The organism is Sphaerotilus uruguayifluvii (assembly GCF_013294065.1).
GTDB lineage: Bacteria > Pseudomonadota > Gammaproteobacteria > Burkholderiales > Burkholderiaceae_C > Sphaerotilus > Sphaerotilus uruguayifluvii.
Window position 1 is genome coordinate 95628 of sequence record NZ_JABSNM010000002.1, and the last position, 16219, is coordinate 111846.

A 16219-nucleotide genomic window follows, 5' to 3' on the forward strand; every position below is an offset into this window, starting at 1 on the left:
CGGACGCCACATCGGTTCCAATCCCTGTCGAAGAAGGAGAGACGACACGATGTCGAGACAGGACAAGGACGGCGACGACGAGGAGCGCGGCCAGCGCGCGGTGCAGTCGGTGGAGGTGGGCGGGCGGCTGCTGCTGGCCCTGTCGCGCAGCCCCGGGCCGATGTCGCTGAAGGATCTGGCGGCGCAGGCGGGGTTGCCGGCCTCGCGCGCGCACCCGTATCTGGTCAGCTTCGGGCGGCTGCGCCTGATCGAGCAGGACACGGTGAGCGGGCGCTACGCGCTGGGCGCGGCGGCGCTGCAGCTCGGTCTGGCCTGCCTGCACCAGCTCGACCCGCTGCGCGCGGCGCAGCCGGTGGCCGAGGAGCTGGCACGCTCGACCGGCCACGCGGTGGCGCTGGCAGTCTGGGGCAATCTGGGGCCGACGGTGGTGCGGCTGCACGAGGCGCGCCAGCCGCTGCATGTGGCGATGCGGGTCGGCACGGTGATGTCGGTGCTGGGCACCGCGACCGGGCGGGCCTTCGCCGGCGTGCTGCCGCCCGAGCGGGTGCACGAGGCGCTGGCCTTCGGCGTCGGGCCGCTGGGCGAGAGCGCGGTGGCGGTGGCGCCGGCCGCCGAGGTCGAGGCCGAGCTGGCCAGCGCCCGGCGCGAGATGGCCGAACACGGCCTGGGCCGCGCCAACGGCCGGCCGATCCCGGGCGTCAACGCCTTCAGCGCGCCGGCGCTGGACCACGAGGGCCAGCCGGCGATCGTCATCACTGCGCTGGACCACCAGGACCGGCTGGCGGCCGACTGGGATTCGGCCGCCGCGCGGGCGGTGCGGGCGGCGGCGGCGGAGATCTCGGCGCGGCTGGGCGGGCCGGGTCAGCCCGCCGGCCTCACTTGCGCAGGCTGATCACGCGGGTGCGGGTGAGCGCGCGCAGGCCCTCCAGGCCGAACTCGACGCCCGTTCCCGAGCGCTTGTGCCCGCCGAAGGGCACCATCGGATGCACCCGGCCGTGCTGGTTGATCCAGACGGTGCCGGCCTCCAGCCGCTCGGCCACCGCGCGCAGCGTGGCCGCGTCGCGCCCCCAGACCGAGGCGCCCAGGCCCAGGTCGAGCCGGTTGGCCGAGGCCACCGCGGCGTCGAGGTCGCCGTCGCGGTAGCGGATCACCGGCAGCACCGGGCCGAACTGCTCCTCGTCGACCAGCGCGTCGCCGTCCTTCAGGCCGGTCACGATCGTCAGCGGGTGGAACAGGCCCGCGCCGGGCTGCGGCTCGCCGCCGCAGACCACCGTGCCGCCGGCCTCGCGCGCCAGGCGCAGCAGCCGGCCGATCTTGTCGAGCTGCATGCGGTTCTGCACCGGGCCCATCGCGGTGCCCTCGGCCAGCGGGTCGCCCATGGGCAGCGCCTCGGCCAGCGCGCGCAGCCGCTCGACGATCGCGTCGTGCAGCGAATCGGGCACGTAGAGCCGCTTGATGCAGGCGCAGGTCTGGCCCATGTTCAGGAAGGCGCCCCAGAACAGGTCCGGCGCGATCGTGTCCGGGTCGGCGTCGGGCAGCACGATCGCGGCGTCGTTGCCACCCAGTTCCAGCGTGACCGGCATCAGCCGCGCGGCGGCCTGGGCCGCGATGCGCTCGCCGGTCGGGCCCGAGCCGGTGAACAGCACCTTGTCGACCTGCGGATGCGCGACCAGGCGCGCGCCGACCGGGCCGGCGCCGCTGACGGTGTTGAGCACGCCCGGCGGCAGCGCCGCCGAGATCAGCCGCACCATCTCCAGCGTGCCGGCCGGCGTGTGTTCCGAGGGCTTGATGACCACGGTGTTGCCGGTGCGCAGCGCCGGCACGATCTGCCAGATGGCGATCATCAGCGGCCAGTTCCACGGCGCGATCGCGGCGACGACGCCGTGGGGCAGGCGCTGCAGCTCGTCGCGGCGGGTCTCGTCCTCGAAGACCACCTCGGTGCCGAGCGAGAGCGCGGCGGTGGCGCGGGTCCAGCCCTCGCAGGCCCAGGCCTCGAAGCGCGCGCCGGGCACCTGGTCGGGACCGACGCCGCCAAGCGGCTTGCCCTGCTCGCGCGCGATCCAGTCGGCCAGCAGCGCCGCGCTCTCCTTCAGCAGATCGGCGACGCGGTTCAGCGCGGCCGCCCGCTCGGCGTCCGGCAGCGCCGCCCAGGCCGGCTGCGCCGCGCGGGCTGCCGCGACCGCCGCGTCGACCTGCTCGGGCGTGCTGAGCGCCACCTGCGCCAGCACCTCGCCGGTGGAGGGCGAGACCGAGGCGAAGGTCTCGGGGCTGAAGACCGGCTGGCCGGCGACGAGGTTGGCGAGAACGGGCGGCGTGCGCGGGGTCGGGCGCGAGGTCATGGGCAGGTCTCCTTCGACGTTGTCGTGCGTGATCCGCCGCAGTGTCCGGATCGACGCCCGGGTCGGCCATCGCGAAGACTCGTCAGCGGGAAAACCCGGCCCGGTCGAGCAGCGGCATCAGCCGGGCGTTGGAATGCACGCCGAACTTCTCGCGCAGCCGGCGTGTCTGGTGGTCGATGGTGGCGACCGAGCGGTCGAGCTGGCGCGCGATCTCCTTGTAGCTCAGGCCGCGCGCGACCAGCCGCGCCACGCGCAGTTCCGCCGGGGTGAGCGTCGGCAGCGCCGGCGGCCGGGCGAGTGCGCTCAGGCGGCTCGCCTCGGCCAGCAGCGGGCCCAGCGCCTGCGCGGCCCAGTCGCCGAGCTGCTGGCAGGTGGCCTCGCTCCAGCACGGCTCGGGCCGCTGCCAGTCGGCGCACAGCAGCCCGACCGCCTGCGCGCCCGCGCGCAGCGGCAGCGCGAGCTTGGCCTGGGTGCCGTGGGCCAGCAGGCGCTCGCGCAGCGCCGCGCTCATCGAGCGTTCCTGCGCGACCTCGCGGATCGGCAGGCAGCCCTTGGCATGCCAGACGGCCTGCAGCCCGGGATCGGTGGCCTCGAAGGCCAGGCCGAGCACCGTCGGCAGCGGCTGCGCCTCGCGCTGCACCTCCGCGCTCGGCCGGTAGGCGCGGGCGCCCCCCGCCGCATCGACGAAGCCGCCGGGCCCGGCGTCGACCCGGTCGGCGTCGAGCAGGTCGCGCAGCCAGTCGGCCGCCCGGTGCCAGCAGGCGGCCTCGTCGTCGAGATGCAGCAGCAGTTCCGCGGCGATCTCGCGCCCGGGGCGCCAGCGGGTCGCGCCGGCGCCGTCGAGCAGGCGGGCGCGCCACAGCCGCTGCAGGCGCAGCAGCTCGGCGGCACCATCGGCTGCGGGTTCGGCGTGCGTCATGCCGGCAGTGTAGGGGCGACCTTCAGCGCATCGGAGCCCGGTTTTCCAGCAGATCGACCAGCGCTTGGCGGGCCGCCGGCACGTCCACCGGCCGGGTCGCGCGCAGCCGGGCGATCTCCGCCTCGGTGTAGGGCGCGGTGCCGGGCGGCAGCGTCGCGGCCGAGACCCGCGGCAGCAGCCAGTTCATCAGCCGTGCGATGTCGGCGTCCGAAAGACCGGAGTTCATCACGCCAGGGACCTGGACGATGAACTCGCGCCCGCCGGGCACCGACAGGAAGCGGCCGAGCTGGTCGTGCATCGAGGGCACGCCGCGCTCGGGCGCGCCGCGGCCGTCCTCGAGGTGGCAGCCCATGCAGTGCTGCAGGTACTGCAGCCGCGCCTGGGCTTCGGGCGAAGCGGCCGGGGCCGGGGCGGCCAGCACGACGGCCGCGCCGGCCAGCAGGGCCTGTACCGCAAGGCGCACCGACCGCCGCCGGCTCACGGCATCACCCGCGCGCGCAGCTCGCGCAGCGCCTTGTGCGAGGGCGCCGGGCTCTCGGCCCGTGCTGCGGCCACCTCGGTGGCGTCGAAGGGCGCGCCCTCGTGGCCGTTGAGCACGGCCAGATGCGCGCCGAGCGCGACCAGATCGGCGTCCGTCAGTGCCGCCTGCGCCGGCATGGCGCCGACGAAGGTCTGGCCCTGCGAGACGATGCGCCCGCTCAGGCCGTTCAGCAGCACCCGCAGCACATAGCCGCGGCCCTCGGGCCGGGCCAGCACCGGCGAGAGCGGCCCGGCCAGCGCCGGCGCGATGCCGGCGGTGCCCTGGCCCTGCGCGCCGTGGCAGGCGAAGCAGACGCTGGCGAAGATCTCGGCGCCGCGGGCCGCTGGCGTGGCGGTCTGGGCCTCGGCCGGAAGGGCGCCCGCCGCCAGCACGGCGGCCAGCGCCGCTGTCGCTGCCGCGCGCATCAGTCCGCCACCCCGACGATGACCGACACGGTGCAGTGGTAGACCGAGCTGTCGTTGGCCATGCACCAGTTCACGTCGTTGTGCACGCCCAGGCGGTAGCCGGGGCGGTCGCCGTGGTTGGTGTTGCAGAAGCACGAGCCGCAGGCGGTGCGGCCGCAGCAGTCGGTGTAGCTGACCAGGTAGTTCTTGCCGTCGGCCGGGTTCAGGCAGGTGCCGACCCAGGCGACCTTGGACGCGGTGCTGCCCGGCGGGCAGCTGGTGGCGGTGCCGCCGCAGCACGAGCACAGGAAGCCGTCGACCGAGCAGTAGCGCCAGTAGTCGCAGTCGGTGTCGGTGGGCGCGCCCTTCTTCTTGGTGCCCGCGCCGTGGGCGCCGGCGGCCAGCGCCTGGCCGGTGCGATCGAAGGGCAGCACCGGCAGCGTGAAGGCCGAGGCGACCAGCGCGCGGCCGACGCCGACGAGCACGCTGCGGCGCGAGGTGGTCTGAGCGAGGCGGCGGGCGCGGCGCTCGGCGGCGCGATCCAGCCAGTTCCAGAGCGATGTCATGCGATCTCCTTGGCGATCTTGCGGTCCATGTAGTCCTGCACCGAGACCAGGCCCAGGTCGCGGGCGGTCAGCAGGCTCTCGATCTGTTCGCGGGAATTGACCAGGCCCTTGCCGCGCACGATGCCGCGCTCGTCGATCAGCACCGCGTAGGGCAGCTTGCTGATGCGCCAGCTCATGCCCAGCTCGGCCGAGAGCACGTAGGGGAAGGTCCCCAGGCCGGCGCGCTGGCGGAACTCGGCATGCTCGGGCAGCTCGCCGTCGGAGGCGAAGACCAGGCCCAGCGTGCGCGACTCGGCGGCGTGGAGGGACTGCAGCACCGGCAGCAGCTTCTTGCACACCGGGCAGGTCGGCGACAGGAAGAACAGCAGCGTGGCGCGCGGGCCCGGCGCGCCCACCGCGATCTGGCCGCCGCCCAGGCTGGGCAGGTCGAAGACCGGCGCGACCTCGCCGACCTTCGGGCCGGTGTCCATCATCAGCGCGCCCATCGGCGCGATGCGCTCGTACAGGATGCCGATCTGGCGCGACAGGGCGATCACCGCCACCAGCAGGGCCAGCACGGCGACCCACAGGACAAGGTTGGAAATGACGAGGGCGTCGGTCATGGGGCGTTCCTCAGTTCGAGCAGCTTGGGGTGGTGGGCCAGCCAGAGGTTGGCGGTCTGGTAGAGGCCCAGGAAGAACAGCGTCGCCAGCACGGTGGCCAGCGCGTCGAGCCAGACGGTGGGGCGATCGAGCGCCGGCAGCGCGGCCAGCAGCGTCAGCAGCATCAGCACCGCGTTGCGGGCGATCAGGCCGCGCGAGAGCGGCACCTCGGTGCCGCCGCCGCAGCCGCAGTCGATCGGGCCGCCGCCGCGGGCCAGCCGCCACGCCACCGCGCCGGTCACCAGCACGAGCAGCAGCAGCGCCAGTCCGGCGCCCGCCGCGCGGCTGGCGGTGGGCAGCAGCAGCGCGCCGGCGGCCAGCTCGGCCAGCGGCAGCGCCACCGCCGCCGCGCCCAGCGTCGCCTCGGGCAGCAGCCGGTAGTTGTCCAGCGTGGCGCGGAACAGCGCCACGTCACGCAGCTTGGCCAGCGCGCCGGTCAGCAGCAGTGAGCCGACGCTGGCCGCCGCGGTGTGGCCGATCACCGGGTCAAGCGCAGGAAGAAGCTCCGCGGCCATCTCAGTGCGTCTCCAGGTAGACCGGCGTCTCGCCCATCGGCTCGGAGACGGCCAGCGGCTTGCGCATCGAGGCCGGGCGCGCCGGGTCGAGCACCCGCAGCGTGTTGTCCAGGCCGCTGAGCAGCACCAGCTTCGGCGTGGCCTCGCGGGTGCGCGTCATCGACAGCGTGCCGAAGCCGGGCGTGCGCGCCACCCGCTGCTTCGCGGCCAGGTCGATCGTCCAGAGCTGCTCGGCCGGATTCTTGTGCGTGCCCTCGGCGCCCTTGGCGTGCATGCCGACGACCATCCGGTCGCCGATCACCTCGAAGAGCTGGAAGCCGCCCGGCCGCCAGCCCTGCCTGCGGTCGGCGTCGGACACGAAGTTCCAGGTCGGCGCGAAGGCGGGGGCCGCGCCGTCCAGCGTGATGCGGTGCACCGTGCCGTGGAAGCTGAGCAGGGTCATCGTGCTGCCGCTCAGGCTGTACTGCATGAAGACCGGATCCTGGTCCGGATCGAAGAAGCGCGCGCTGCGGCTGGCGCCGGCGCTGGCGCCGCTGGCGTCCAGATCGAAGGTCTGCACCGTGCCGTCGCCGCAGATGCTGGAAAAGCGCAGCGCGGCCGCCGGCCACGGAATCGCGCCCCAGCAGCCCGGATTGGCGATCTCCGCCGTCACCTTGCGGGCCTGGGTGTCGACCACCGTGACCGAGGTCGCGGGCGTGGCGTTCTGGATCAGCAGGAAGCGGCCGTCGGCGCTGGGCTGCATCAGCGCGCGGATCGGCAGGCCCTGCGCGTGCTTGGGCGGGATGACGATCTCGTGCGAGAACGTCAGGTCGTCGGTGCGGTAGACCTCGACCACGTCGGTGCGCTCGCCGCGCTGCAGCCGGCTGTGGTAGGTCGTGGCCACGTACAGCCACTGCCGGTCGGGCGAGAGCGCGGTCAGCGCCGAGAAGCCCGAGCCGATCACGGCCAGGCGCTTCATCTTCCGGCCGTCGATCACCACCACCCGGCCGTCGACCAGGTGGGGCATGACCGGGTCGGTCAGGTAGATGCGCTCAGCCGTGGCCGGCGCGAGCGGCTCGATGCGGTTGTGCTCGACGGGCAGTTCGGCCTGCGCGGCCGCGGCTAGGCCGGCCAGCAGGCCGGCGACCGCGATCCGGCCGAAGCGGGGCCGGGGCGCGGTTCTTCTGATGTGCATCATGGGTCATCTCCTGGGCGGGCTTGCTGCCCGACGGAGTCGATGCTAGGAAGTGCGCCCGCTCGGCGTTATCCCGTTCTTGCAAGCGCCGCCCGGACGGGCCGCCGCGCGACGTCGCGAGGATTCGCGATGGACGGCATCGGGGAGATCCCGTACCGATGCGGGCCGCTCATGCCGGATCGCGATAGCAGACAGCGCAGGACATGGCTGGCCCGGCTGCGTGCCCGCCGGAACAATCGCGGCATCCGCCATCCACGACGACATGGAGACACGCATGACCGCCCTTCCCTCACGCCCGACCCGCCGCCGGCTGCTGGCCGCCGGGCTCGCGGCCGGCGCCCTGCCCTGGGCGTGGCCGGCCCGCGCCAGCGACTTTCCCTCGCGCCCGGTCACGCTGATCCTGCCCTTCGCGCCCGGGGGCGTGGCCGACATCACCGCGCGCACCGTCGGGCAGGCGATGGCGCCGCTGCTGGGCCAGCCGGTGGTGATCGACAACCGCCCCGGCGCCGGCGGCATCGTCGCCACCCAGGCGGTGCTGGGCGCGCAGCCCGATGGCCACACGCTGCTCCTGATGAGCAACGCCACCGCGGTGAGCGTGCACCTGGTGCGCAAGCTGCCCTACGACGTGCAGCGTCAGCTGCTGCCGATCACCACGCTGGGCTTCTTCGAGCTCGGGCTGGCGGTGCCGGCGAACTCGCCCTTCAAGACGCTGAAGGACCTGCTGGCCCACGCGCGCAGCCAGCCGGGCAAGCTCACCATCGGCACGATCGCGGTGGGCAGTACCCAGCACCTGAGCGCCGAGCTGTTCAAGGCCCGCACCGGCATCGACGCGGTGGTGGTGCCCTACAAGGGGTCGCCGGCGGTGATCAACGCGCTGCGCACCGGCGAGATCGACGTCGGCTTCGAGATCCTCAGCCCGCTGCTGCCGCAGCTCAAGGCGGGCACGATCCGGCTGCTGGCGGTGACCGGAACGCAGCGCTTCTCCAGCCTGCCCGAGGTGCCCACCGTGATGGAGCAGGGCGTGGCCGACTACAGCGTCGACAGCTGGAACGCGCTGGCCGCGCCGGCGGGCACGCCCGCGGCCGCGATCGAGCGCCTGCGCGCCGCCGCCACCCAGGCGCTGGCGCAGCCGGCGGTGGTCGAGCGTCTGCGCGATCTGGGCGTGAAGGCCCGCGCCAGCCAGCAGGCCGAGCAGGCGAAGCTGCTGGCCGACGAGATCCAGCACTGGGGCCGGGTGGTGCGCGCGGCGAAGATCGAGCCGGAGTGAGCCAGGGCCGTGCCCACCGGCCGGCGCGAATCAGGCGTCCGGCAGCCTGACCCGCGCCAGCGTGTCCGAAGGACGCTCGCCGAACTGGCGCCGGTAGTCGACCGAGAAATGGCCGAAATGCCAGAAGCCGTGCCGGGTGGCGATGTCGTAGATGCTGTCGCGCTGGCGGCTGCGGCGCAGCTCGCCGCGCACCAGGTTGAAGCGCAGCGTGCGCAGGTACTGCATCGGCGACAGGCCGAGCACCGACTGGAAGGCATAGCCCAGCGTGCGCGCGCTGGTGCCGGCCTGTCGGGCCAGCGTCTCCAGCGTCGGGGCGTCCTGCGGGTCGGCGGCGTGCAGCTGATCGAGCATCAGCGCGCAGGTGCGGTTGACCAGCTCCAGACGGGCGCGGCCGCGCAGCGTCTCGTCCGGAACCTGGCCGCAGCGGATCACTTCGGCCAGCGCTTCGAGCAGCTCGAGGCGGTCGGCCGCGTCGGGCAGCCGCGCGTCCTTGTCGCGGGCGTCGAGCGCCGCCGCCAGCACCCGGTGCACGCCGCGCCGCAGCCGCAGTCCGGCCGAGCCGACCGGCTGCATCGGTGCGATGCGCCCGGGCGGCAGCGCCGCCAGATCCGCGTCGGCCTCCGCGCCGAGCTGCGCGCGCAGCACGGCCGCGTCGACGACGATGCCGGTGAGGCGGCAGTCCGGCGGCGTGCGCAGGTCGATGTCGCCGTCATGGCTGCACAGCAGCTCCTCCGGGCCGATCGGGTGGCCGTCGTAGGCGCCGTTGCCGATCTCGCCCTCGGCATCGACGAAGGCGAAGCCCAGCGTGGCCGGCATCAGCGTGCCGCGCTGGCGCACCGGCTGGCTGGTGTGCTCGCGAAAGACCTGCACGCCGTCCAGCCGCACCTCGGCGAAGCGGCCCTCGAAGCAGCCGCGCCCCAGCTGCTCGTAGCGCAGCCGCCAGCCGTCGAGGTGCTCGACATGCTCGTCGATGTCATGGCTGTGATGCTGGCGGAGGGTCGGTCCGGTCATGGCGGCAGGCACCGTGGCGGTGCGTTCGAGGGCAGAAAGGAAGGTCCGGCCCGCTGGCAAGCAAGCGACGGACCCGCCTGAACCTGCTGCGGCAGCATGCACCGCCTGCACTCCGCCGTGAATCGGGTCCGGCCCGAACGGCTCAGGTCACCGGCGCCGGATTGAACAGCACCAGCGCGTTGTGCAGCTTCCAGTGCTCGGCCCAGGTCTTCCTGCCGCTGGCGACCTCCAGCATCAGGCGGAACATCGCCCAGCCGGCCTCCTCGAGGGTCTGCTCGCCGTCGGCGATGCGGCCGGCGTTGACGTCCATCAGGTCGTGCCAGCGCCGCGCCAGGTCCGAGCGGGTCGCCACCTTGATGACCGGGCACTGCGCCAGGCCGTAGGGCGTGCCGCGGCCGGTGGTGAAGACATGCAGGTTCATGCCGGCGGCCAGCTGCAGCGTGCCGCAGATGAAGTCGCTGGCCGGGGTGGCGGCGAAGACCAGGCCGCGCTGGTCGGCGCGCAGCTTCTCGCCCGGTGGCAGCACATGCGAGATGGCCGACGAGCCGCTCTTGATGATCGAGCCCATCGCCTTCTCGGTGATGTTGGACAGGCCGCCGGCCTTGTTGCCCGGCGTGGTGTTGGCCGAGCGGTCGACGCGCCCGCGGTCCAGGTAGCGGTCGTACCAGCCCAGCTCGCGCACGATGGCGTCGGCCACCTCCGGCGTGGCCGCGCGACTGGTGAGCTGCTCGACCGCGTCGCGCACCTCGGTGTTCTCGCTGAACATCACGGTGGCGCCAGCGCGCACCAGCAGGTCGGCGGCGAAGCCCACCGCCGGGTTGGCGGTCACGCCCGAGAAGGCGTCCGATCCGCCGCACTGCACGCCCACCACCAGCGCGCTGGCGGGGATCGTCTCGCGCCGGCGCGCGTCGAGGCGCGCCAGATGCGGCTTCGCCCGCTCGACGATGTCGTCGATCATCGACATGAAGCCGACATGGGCATCGTCCTGCAGGCAGACGGTGTCGGGGCCGGACTGCGGGTCGCGCCCGTCGTGGATCGGGAAGGAGCCCGGCGGCAGCAGCCGCGCGGGCTGCAGCTTCTCGCAGCCCAGGCTGACCACCAGCACCTCGCCGCCGAAGTTGGGGTTCAGCGCCAGGTTGCGCACCGTGCGGATCGGGATGATCGCGTCGGGCGCGTCGATCGCCACGCCGCAGCCGTAGCCGTGCTCCAGCGCGACAACGCCGTCGACATTCGGGTAGAGCGGCAGCAGCTCCTCGCGGATGCGCCGTGCCGCGTGGTCGACCACGCCGGCCACGCACTGCACCGTGGTGGTGATGGCCAGCAGGTTGCGCGTGCCCACCGAGCCGTCGGCGTTGCGGTAGCCCTCGAAGGTGAAGCCCTCCAGCGGCTCGACCGGCGCGGGCCGCACGGTGGCCATCGGCAGGCCCTCGAGCTCGCGCGCGGCCGGCATCTGCAGGCGACGCTCGTTCACCCAGGAGCCGGCGGGCAGCGGCTGCAGCGCGTAGCCGATCGGCACGCGGTAGCGCAGCACCGCCTCGCCCTCGGCCAGATCGCGCAGCGCGACCTTGTGGCCCTGCGGCACCGCCTCGCGCAGCACCAGGCCGTCGGCCAGCACGGTGCCTGCGGGCAGGCCGCCGTCGTTGGCGACGATGGCCACGTTGTCGTCGGGATGCATGCGCAGCGTCAGCGGCGCGCGGGCCGCGGGCCGGGAGGAAGAGTCGGCGTTGTCGTTCATGGCCAGGCAGGAGGGCAAGGAGAGAATGCCGAATTGTTCCTTGTTGTACGACAACATGCAATCGGTTCGACCTTGATTCTGCTGAATACGCCTCCGCTACTAGGGGTTAAGGGTTTCCACTGGTAGGTGATCTGCTCGACACAGTTGTACGATGACTGTCAACGCTGATCGGCAGCGATCCTTCTCACCCCCCACACGGAGCCAACCACCATGTCGCCTCAAGAGCTCAAGCTTGTCCTCGAATCGGGCCTGCTGTCCTTCCCGCTGACCGACTTCGACGCCGAGCTGAACTTCGAGCCCAAGGGCTATGCCGAGCGTCTGGAGTGGCTGCAGCCCTACGGCGCCTCGGCGCTGTTCGCCGCCGGCGGCACGGGCGAGTTCTTCTCGCTGGAGCCGGGCGAGTACAGCGACGTCATCAAGGTGGCGCTGGACACCTGCCGCGGCCGCACCCCCATCCTGGCCGGCGCCGGCGGCCCGACCCGCGTGGCCATCCAGTACGCCCAGGAAGCCGAGCGCCTGGGCGCCCAGGGCATCCTGCTGCTGCCGCACTACCTGACCGAAGCCAGCCAGGAAGGCCTGATCGCCCACGTGCAGGCCGTGTGCCGCAGCGTCAAGTTCGGCGTGGTGGTCTACAACCGCGGCGCCTGCCGCCTGACCCCGAAGAGCCTGCTGGTGCTGGCCGAGACCTGCCCGAACCTGATCGGCTTCAAGGACGGCATCGGCGACATCGAGAAGTTCGTCGCCATCCGCCAGACCCTGGGCGAGCGCTTCGCCTATCTGGGCGGCCTGCCCACGGCGGAAGTCTTCGCCGGCGCCTACAAGGCGATGGGCTGCCCGGTCTATTCGTCGGCCGTCTTCAACTTCATCCCGAAGACCGCGATGGAGTTCTACAACGCCCACGCCGCCAACGACACCGCCACCTGCGACCGCCTGATCCGCGACTTCTTCCTGCCCTACATCGCGCTGCGCAACAAGGGCGAGGGCTATGCGGTGTCGATCGTCAAGGCGGGTGCGGCCCTCGCCGGCCATGCCGCCGGCCCGGTTCGCCCGCCGCTGTCGGACATGCTGCCCGCCGAGGTGGAAGAGCTGCGCGCGCTGATGGCCCCGCTCGGCGCCCAGTGAGCTGAGCCGCACGCGCTGTCCCGCCCCCGTCCCCCTTTCCAGAGAATCCCGGAGACATCCGACCATGAAGATCGCGAAGAAGCTCCTTGCGGCCTGCGCCCTGACGCTGCTGGCCGCCGCTGCCCAGGCCCAGGCCTGGCCCGCCAAGCCGGTCACGCTGCTGGTGCCCTTCCCTCCGGGCGGCGCCTCCGACATGGTGGCGCGCACGCTCGGCACCAAGCTGCAGGAGCGCTTCAGCCAGACCTTCATGGTCGACAACCGGGCCGGGGCGACCGGCACGATCGGTGCGGCGCAGGTCAAGCGCGCCGCGCCGGATGGCTACACCTTCCTGGTGACCTCGCTGGGCCCGCTGGTGATCGCGCCGCACCTGATGAAGGGCGTGCCCTACGACGCCACCAAGGACTTCGACCACATCTCGGTGCTGGTGCAGGCGCCCAACGTGCTGGTGGTGCCGGCCAACTCGCCGCACAAGTCGCTTGCCGACGTGCTGACCTTCCTGAAGGCGCATCCGGACAAGATGACCTTCGCCTCCTCGGGCAACGGTTCGTCCGACCACCTGACGGCCGAGCTGTTCTGGCTGCAGACCGGCACCAGCGGCACGCATGTGCCCTACAAGGGGGGCGGCCCGGCCATCTCCGACCTGCTCGGCGGCCAGGTGGATGCCGGCTTCATGAACATCAACTCGGTGCTCAGCCACATCAACGCCGGCAAGCTCAAGGTGCTGGCGATCACCGGCGAGAAGCGCTCGCCGGTGCTGCCCAACGTGCCGACGCTGGTCGAGTCGGGCGTCAAGGGCGCCGACGTGCAGTCCTGGCAGGCGGTCTCGGCCCCGAAGGGCCTGCCGGCCGACATCCGCGCCAGGATGCACGAGGGCCTGGTCGCGGCGCTCAACGACCCCAAGATCCGCCAGCAGTTCACCGCACTGGGCTTCGAGATCGTCGCCAACACGCCGGAGCAGTTCGCCGCCTTCCAGCAGCGCGAGAGCGCCCGCTGGAAGCAGCTGATCGAGACCCGCAAGATCACGGCCGACTGATTCCTCCTCGACTTCCACTCCTCGCCTCACGATGATCCCCACCTCGACCTCCGGCCTGTCCGCGCTGCCGCGCATCGCCTCGCTGCGCGTCGTGCCCGTCGCCGGCCGCGACGGCATGCTGCTGAACCTGAGCGGCGCGCACGCCCCCTTCTTCACCCGCAACCTGCTGATCCTGACCGACAGCGCGGGCCGGACCGGCGTCGGCGAGGTGCCCGGCGGCGAGAAGATCCGCCAGACGCTGGAGGATGCGCGGGCGCTGGTCGTCGGCCAGGCGGTGGGCGACCACCTGCGGGTGCTGCGCGAGGTGCAGCAGGCCTTCGCCGACCGCGACTCGGGCGGGCGCGGCCTGCAGACCTTCGACCTGCGCACCACCATCCATGCGGTGACGGCGGTCGAGTCGGCGATGCTCGACCTGCTCGGCCAGCACCTCGACCTGCCGGTGTGCGACCTGCTGGGCGAGGGCCGCCAGCGCGACGCGGTCGAGATGCTGGGCTACCTGTTCTTCGTGGGCGACCGCAACAAGACCGATCTGCCCTACGCCAGCGAGCCCGACGCCGACAACGACTGGTTCCGCCTGCGCCACGAGGCGGCGATGACCCCGGAGGCCATCGTGCGCCTGGCCGAGGCCACCCGCGCCAGGTACGGCTTCAACGACTTCAAGCTCAAGGGCGGCGTGCTGGCCGGCGACGCCGAGGTCGACGCCGTCACCGCGATCCACGAGCGCTTCCCCGAGGCGCGCGTCACGCTCGACCCCAACGGCGGCTGGCTGCTCAAGGACGCCATCCGTCTGGGCCAGCGCATGCGCGGCGTGGTCGCCTATGCCGAAGATCCCTGCGGCGCCGAGGGCGGCTTCTCCGGCCGCGAGGTGATGGCCGAGTTCCGCCGCGCCACCGGCCTGCCCACGGCCACCAACATGGTGGCCACCGACTGGCGCCAGTTCACCCACGCACTGAGCCTGCAGTCGGTCGACATCCCGCTGGCCGATCCGCATTTCTGGACGATGGCCGGCTCGGTGCGCGTCGCGCAGACCTGCCGCGACTGGGGCCTGACCTGGGGCAGCCACTCCAACAACCACTTCGACGTCAGCCTGGCGATGTTCACCCATGTCGGCGCCGCCGCCCCGGGCAAGGTCACCGCCATCGACACCCACTGGATCTGGCAGGACGGCCAGCGCCTGACGAAGGAGCCGCTGCAGATCGTCGGCGGCCATGTCCAGGTGCCGAAGAAGCCGGGCCTGGGCGTCGAGCTCGACATGGTCGAGGTCGAGAAGGCGCATCAGCTCTACCTGCAGCACGGCCTGGGCGCCCGCGACGACGCCATGGCGATGCAGTACCTGATCCCGGGCTGGACCTTCGACAACAAGCGGCCCTGCCTGGTGCGCTGATCTCCGGATTCCCCAAGGACCCATGATGACGACCCTGCTTTCCTCCTTCTGCGCCCGCACCGGCGCACTGCTGGCCGAACTGCCGGCGACCTCGCCCGAGCAGCTCGACGCCGCCTGCGAGGCCGCGGCCGCCGCCTTCCCCCTGTGGCAGGCCGCCCCCGGCGCCGAGCGCGCCGCGCTGCTGCGCGCGCTGGCCTCGGCCCTCGAGGCCGACCGCGAGGCCCTGGTCGCGCTGGCCGACCAGGAGACCGCGCTCGGCCCGGTGCGCCTGAACGGCGAGCTCGACCGCACCGCCTTCCAGCTGCGCCGCTTCGCCGATCTGGCCCAGCAGGGCGAGCCCTTCGCCTTCGTCGACGATCCGGCGGTGGCCGGCGCCCCCCCGGCCGGCCACCCGGCGATGCAGCGCTGGTCGGTGCCGCTGGGCCCGGTGGCGATGTTCTCGGCCTCCAACTTCCCCTTCGCCTTCTCGGTGCTGGGCGGCGACACCGCCTCGGCGCTGGCCGCCGGCTGCCCCGTCGTCGTCAAGGCGCACACCGGGCACCTGCAGCTCTCCGGCCGCGTCTTCGGTCTGGTGCAGGGCGCGCTGGCCACGCTGGGTCTGCCGGCCGGCCTGATCGGCCTGGTGCAGGGCGGCGGGCGCGACATCGGCGTGCGGCTGATCCGCCACCCGGCGATCGCCGCCGGCGCCTTCACCGGCTCGACCCAGGGCGGTGCGGCACTGGCCGCCGAGGCCGCCAGCCGCCCGCGCCCGATTCCCTTCTTCGGCGAGCTGGGCTCGGTCAACCCGGTGATCGCGCTGCCGGACCGGCTCGCCACCGACGGCGCGGCGCTGGCCACCACGCTGGCGGGCTCGATCGCGCTGGGCTGCGGCCAGTTCTGCACCAACCCCGGCCTGATCGTGCTGATCGACGAGCTGCAGCCGGGCGTGGCCACCAAGGCCGTGAACGACCGCTTCGTCGCCCAGCTGCGCGAGGCGCTGGGCGGCCAGCAGCCGCACGCGATGCTGACCCGCTCGATGCGCGGTGCCTTCGAGGCCGGCGTGGCCCACTGGGAAGAGGCCGGCGCCGAGCTGCTGCTGCGCGAGAGGGCGCAAGCCGGCCAGCCGCCGCGTCCGGTGCTGGCCCAGGTCAGCGCCACCGAGTTCATCGCCCGCGCGGCGCTGCGGGAAGAGGTCTTCGGCCCGAGCAGCCTGATCGTGCGCGCGGCGTCCTTGAGCCAAGCGCTGCAGGTGCTGCAGGCCGTGGGCGGCAGCCTGACGGTGACGCTGTGGGGCGTGGAGCAGGACGGCGACCGCTCGCGCGCCCTGGTGCGCGGCGCGATGGCGATCGCCGGGCGGGTGCTCTTCGCGGGCGTGCCCACCGGCGTGGCGGTAACGGCTGCGCAGCAGCACGGCGGCCCGTGGCCGAGCAGCACCCGCCCCGAGAGCACCTCGGTGGGCGATGCGGCGCTCGCGCGCTTCCTGCGCCCGGTGTGCCTGCAGGACGCGCCGGCCTGGCTGAGCGAGCGTCAAGGCCGGCCGGTTTGAACGTTCAAACCCGCTGAACGACCTTTCCCGAGAGCCCGGATCGACGCAGAGCGACCGGGCTCTT

The 16219-nt window shown here is 73.0% G+C and carries 16 protein-coding genes; 6 read left to right on the forward strand and 10 right to left on the reverse strand.

Annotated elements, in window-relative coordinates:
* Nucleotides 1–49 precede the first annotated feature (49 nt).
* On the forward strand, nucleotides 50–892 hold the full coding sequence (locus HNQ01_RS02745; protein ID WP_173803806.1) for an IclR family transcriptional regulator: 843 nt from the start codon (nucleotides 50–52) through the stop codon (nucleotides 890–892).
* Here HNQ01_RS02745 and HNQ01_RS02750 read toward each other — a convergent pair.
* From HNQ01_RS02750 to HNQ01_RS02785, 8 genes are all read right to left on the reverse strand, one after another.
* Nucleotides 876–2339, reverse strand: coding sequence for an aldehyde dehydrogenase family protein (locus tag HNQ01_RS02750; protein ID WP_173803807.1), 1464 nt, complete (start codon nucleotides 2337–2339; stop codon nucleotides 876–878). The genes HNQ01_RS02745 and HNQ01_RS02750 overlap by 17 nt on opposite strands.
* An 82-nt stretch (nucleotides 2340–2421) precedes the next feature.
* Nucleotides 2422–3258: a helix-turn-helix transcriptional regulator gene (locus HNQ01_RS22295; RefSeq protein WP_286180424.1), complete on the reverse strand. Its 837-nt coding sequence runs from the start codon at nucleotides 3256–3258 to the stop codon at nucleotides 2422–2424.
* Between the two features lie 22 nt (nucleotides 3259–3280).
* The gene (locus tag HNQ01_RS02760) at nucleotides 3281–3721 is read right to left on the reverse strand and encodes a c-type cytochrome (RefSeq protein WP_173803808.1); all 441 of its coding nucleotides are present in this window, start codon (nucleotides 3719–3721) and stop codon (nucleotides 3281–3283) included.
* Nucleotides 3722–3735: 14 nt separating this feature from the next.
* On the reverse strand, nucleotides 3736–4203 hold the full coding sequence (locus tag HNQ01_RS02765; protein ID WP_173803809.1) for a c-type cytochrome: 468 nt from the start codon (nucleotides 4201–4203) through the stop codon (nucleotides 3736–3738).
* Nucleotides 4203–4748 (reverse strand): methylamine dehydrogenase light chain, encoded by a 546-nt coding sequence (locus HNQ01_RS02770; protein ID WP_173803810.1) that lies wholly within the window; start codon nucleotides 4746–4748, stop codon nucleotides 4203–4205. The genes HNQ01_RS02765 and HNQ01_RS02770 overlap by 1 nt, the downstream gene beginning before the upstream one ends.
* Complete coding sequence (gene mauD / locus HNQ01_RS02775) at nucleotides 4745–5350, reverse strand: methylamine dehydrogenase accessory protein MauD (RefSeq protein ID WP_173803811.1); 606 nt, start codon at nucleotides 5348–5350, stop codon at nucleotides 4745–4747. Before mauD ends, HNQ01_RS02770 begins: the two co-directional genes overlap by 4 nt.
* Complete coding sequence (locus HNQ01_RS02780) at nucleotides 5347–5904, reverse strand: MauE/DoxX family redox-associated membrane protein (protein ID WP_173803812.1); 558 nt, start codon at nucleotides 5902–5904, stop codon at nucleotides 5347–5349. The genes mauD and HNQ01_RS02780 overlap by 4 nt, the downstream gene beginning before the upstream one ends.
* A gap of 1 nt (nucleotide 5905) precedes the next feature.
* Nucleotides 5906–7078 (reverse strand): amine dehydrogenase large subunit, encoded by a 1173-nt coding sequence (locus HNQ01_RS02785; RefSeq protein ID WP_173803813.1) that lies wholly within the window; start codon nucleotides 7076–7078, stop codon nucleotides 5906–5908.
* A 274-nt stretch (nucleotides 7079–7352) separates the two neighbouring features.
* Here HNQ01_RS02785 and HNQ01_RS02790 point away from each other — a divergent pair, with 274 nt between their 5' ends.
* Nucleotides 7353–8345: a Bug family tripartite tricarboxylate transporter substrate binding protein gene (locus HNQ01_RS02790; protein WP_173803814.1), complete on the forward strand. Its 993-nt coding sequence runs from the start codon at nucleotides 7353–7355 to the stop codon at nucleotides 8343–8345.
* A 30-nt stretch (nucleotides 8346–8375) separates the two neighbouring features.
* On the opposite strand, the gene HNQ01_RS02795 is transcribed toward HNQ01_RS02790, so the two are convergent.
* Together HNQ01_RS02795 and garD are read right to left on the reverse strand one after the other, a co-directional pair.
* Nucleotides 8376–9356: a helix-turn-helix domain-containing protein gene (locus HNQ01_RS02795; protein ID WP_173803815.1), complete on the reverse strand. Its 981-nt coding sequence runs from the start codon at nucleotides 9354–9356 to the stop codon at nucleotides 8376–8378.
* Nucleotides 9357–9498: 142 nt separating this feature from the next.
* Entirely contained in the window at nucleotides 9499–11091 is a 1593-nt protein-coding gene (gene garD, locus HNQ01_RS02800) for a galactarate dehydratase (RefSeq protein WP_286180425.1), read from the reverse strand.
* A 210-nt stretch (nucleotides 11092–11301) separates the two neighbouring features.
* Here garD and kdgD point away from each other — a divergent pair, with 210 nt between their 5' ends.
* The 4 genes from kdgD to HNQ01_RS02820 all read left to right on the forward strand — a co-directional run bounded on the left by kdgD (nucleotide 11302) and on the right by HNQ01_RS02820 (nucleotide 16155).
* Nucleotides 11302–12213: a 5-dehydro-4-deoxyglucarate dehydratase gene (kdgD, locus tag HNQ01_RS02805; RefSeq protein ID WP_173803816.1), complete on the forward strand. Its 912-nt coding sequence runs from the start codon at nucleotides 11302–11304 to the stop codon at nucleotides 12211–12213.
* Between the two features lie 64 nt (nucleotides 12214–12277).
* Nucleotides 12278–13246 carry a Bug family tripartite tricarboxylate transporter substrate binding protein gene (locus HNQ01_RS02810; RefSeq protein WP_173803817.1) on the forward strand — a complete coding sequence of 323 codons (969 nt, stop codon included), beginning with the start codon at nucleotides 12278–12280 and terminating at the stop codon, nucleotides 13244–13246.
* Nucleotides 13247–13277: 31 nt separating this feature from the next.
* Nucleotides 13278–14630, forward strand: a complete 1353-nt coding sequence (gene gudD / locus HNQ01_RS02815; RefSeq protein ID WP_173803818.1) for a glucarate dehydratase — start codon at nucleotides 13278–13280, stop codon at nucleotides 14628–14630.
* 25 nt (nucleotides 14631–14655) lie between these two features.
* Nucleotides 14656–16155, forward strand: a complete 1500-nt coding sequence (locus tag HNQ01_RS02820; protein WP_173803819.1) for an aldehyde dehydrogenase (NADP(+)) — start codon at nucleotides 14656–14658, stop codon at nucleotides 16153–16155.
* The last annotated feature ends 64 nt before the right edge of the window (nucleotides 16156–16219 follow it).

Excerpts from the sequence above, each read along its gene's own strand:
- HNQ01_RS02745 (WP_173803806.1), top strand. The coding sequence starts at position 50 with ATGTCGAGACAGGACAAGGACGGCGACGACGAGGAGCGCGGCCAGCGC.
- HNQ01_RS02750 (WP_173803807.1), bottom strand. The coding sequence starts at position 2,339 with ATGACCTCGCGCCCGACCCCGCGCACGCCGCCCGTTCTCGCCAACCTC.
- HNQ01_RS22295 (WP_286180424.1), bottom strand. The coding sequence starts at position 3,258 with ATGACGCACGCCGAACCCGCAGCCGATGGTGCCGCCGAGCTGCTGCGC.
- HNQ01_RS02765 (WP_173803809.1), bottom strand. The coding sequence starts at position 4,203 with ATGCGCGCGGCAGCGACAGCGGCGCTGGCCGCCGTGCTGGCGGCGGGC.
- HNQ01_RS02770 (WP_173803810.1), bottom strand. The coding sequence starts at position 4,748 with ATGACATCGCTCTGGAACTGGCTGGATCGCGCCGCCGAGCGCCGCGCC.
- mauD (WP_173803811.1), bottom strand. The coding sequence starts at position 5,350 with ATGACCGACGCCCTCGTCATTTCCAACCTTGTCCTGTGGGTCGCCGTG.
- HNQ01_RS02780 (WP_173803812.1), bottom strand. The coding sequence starts at position 5,904 with ATGGCCGCGGAGCTTCTTCCTGCGCTTGACCCGGTGATCGGCCACACC.
- HNQ01_RS02785 (WP_173803813.1), bottom strand. The coding sequence starts at position 7,078 with ATGCACATCAGAAGAACCGCGCCCCGGCCCCGCTTCGGCCGGATCGCG.
- HNQ01_RS02790 (WP_173803814.1), top strand. The coding sequence starts at position 7,353 with ATGACCGCCCTTCCCTCACGCCCGACCCGCCGCCGGCTGCTGGCCGCC.
- HNQ01_RS02795 (WP_173803815.1), bottom strand. The coding sequence starts at position 9,356 with ATGACCGGACCGACCCTCCGCCAGCATCACAGCCATGACATCGACGAG.
- garD (WP_286180425.1), bottom strand. The coding sequence starts at position 11,091 with ATGAACGACAACGCCGACTCTTCCTCCCGGCCCGCGGCCCGCGCGCCG.
- kdgD (WP_173803816.1), top strand. The coding sequence starts at position 11,302 with ATGTCGCCTCAAGAGCTCAAGCTTGTCCTCGAATCGGGCCTGCTGTCC.
- HNQ01_RS02810 (WP_173803817.1), top strand. The coding sequence starts at position 12,278 with ATGAAGATCGCGAAGAAGCTCCTTGCGGCCTGCGCCCTGACGCTGCTG.
- gudD (WP_173803818.1), top strand. The coding sequence starts at position 13,278 with ATGATCCCCACCTCGACCTCCGGCCTGTCCGCGCTGCCGCGCATCGCC.
- HNQ01_RS02820 (WP_173803819.1), top strand. The coding sequence starts at position 14,656 with ATGACGACCCTGCTTTCCTCCTTCTGCGCCCGCACCGGCGCACTGCTG.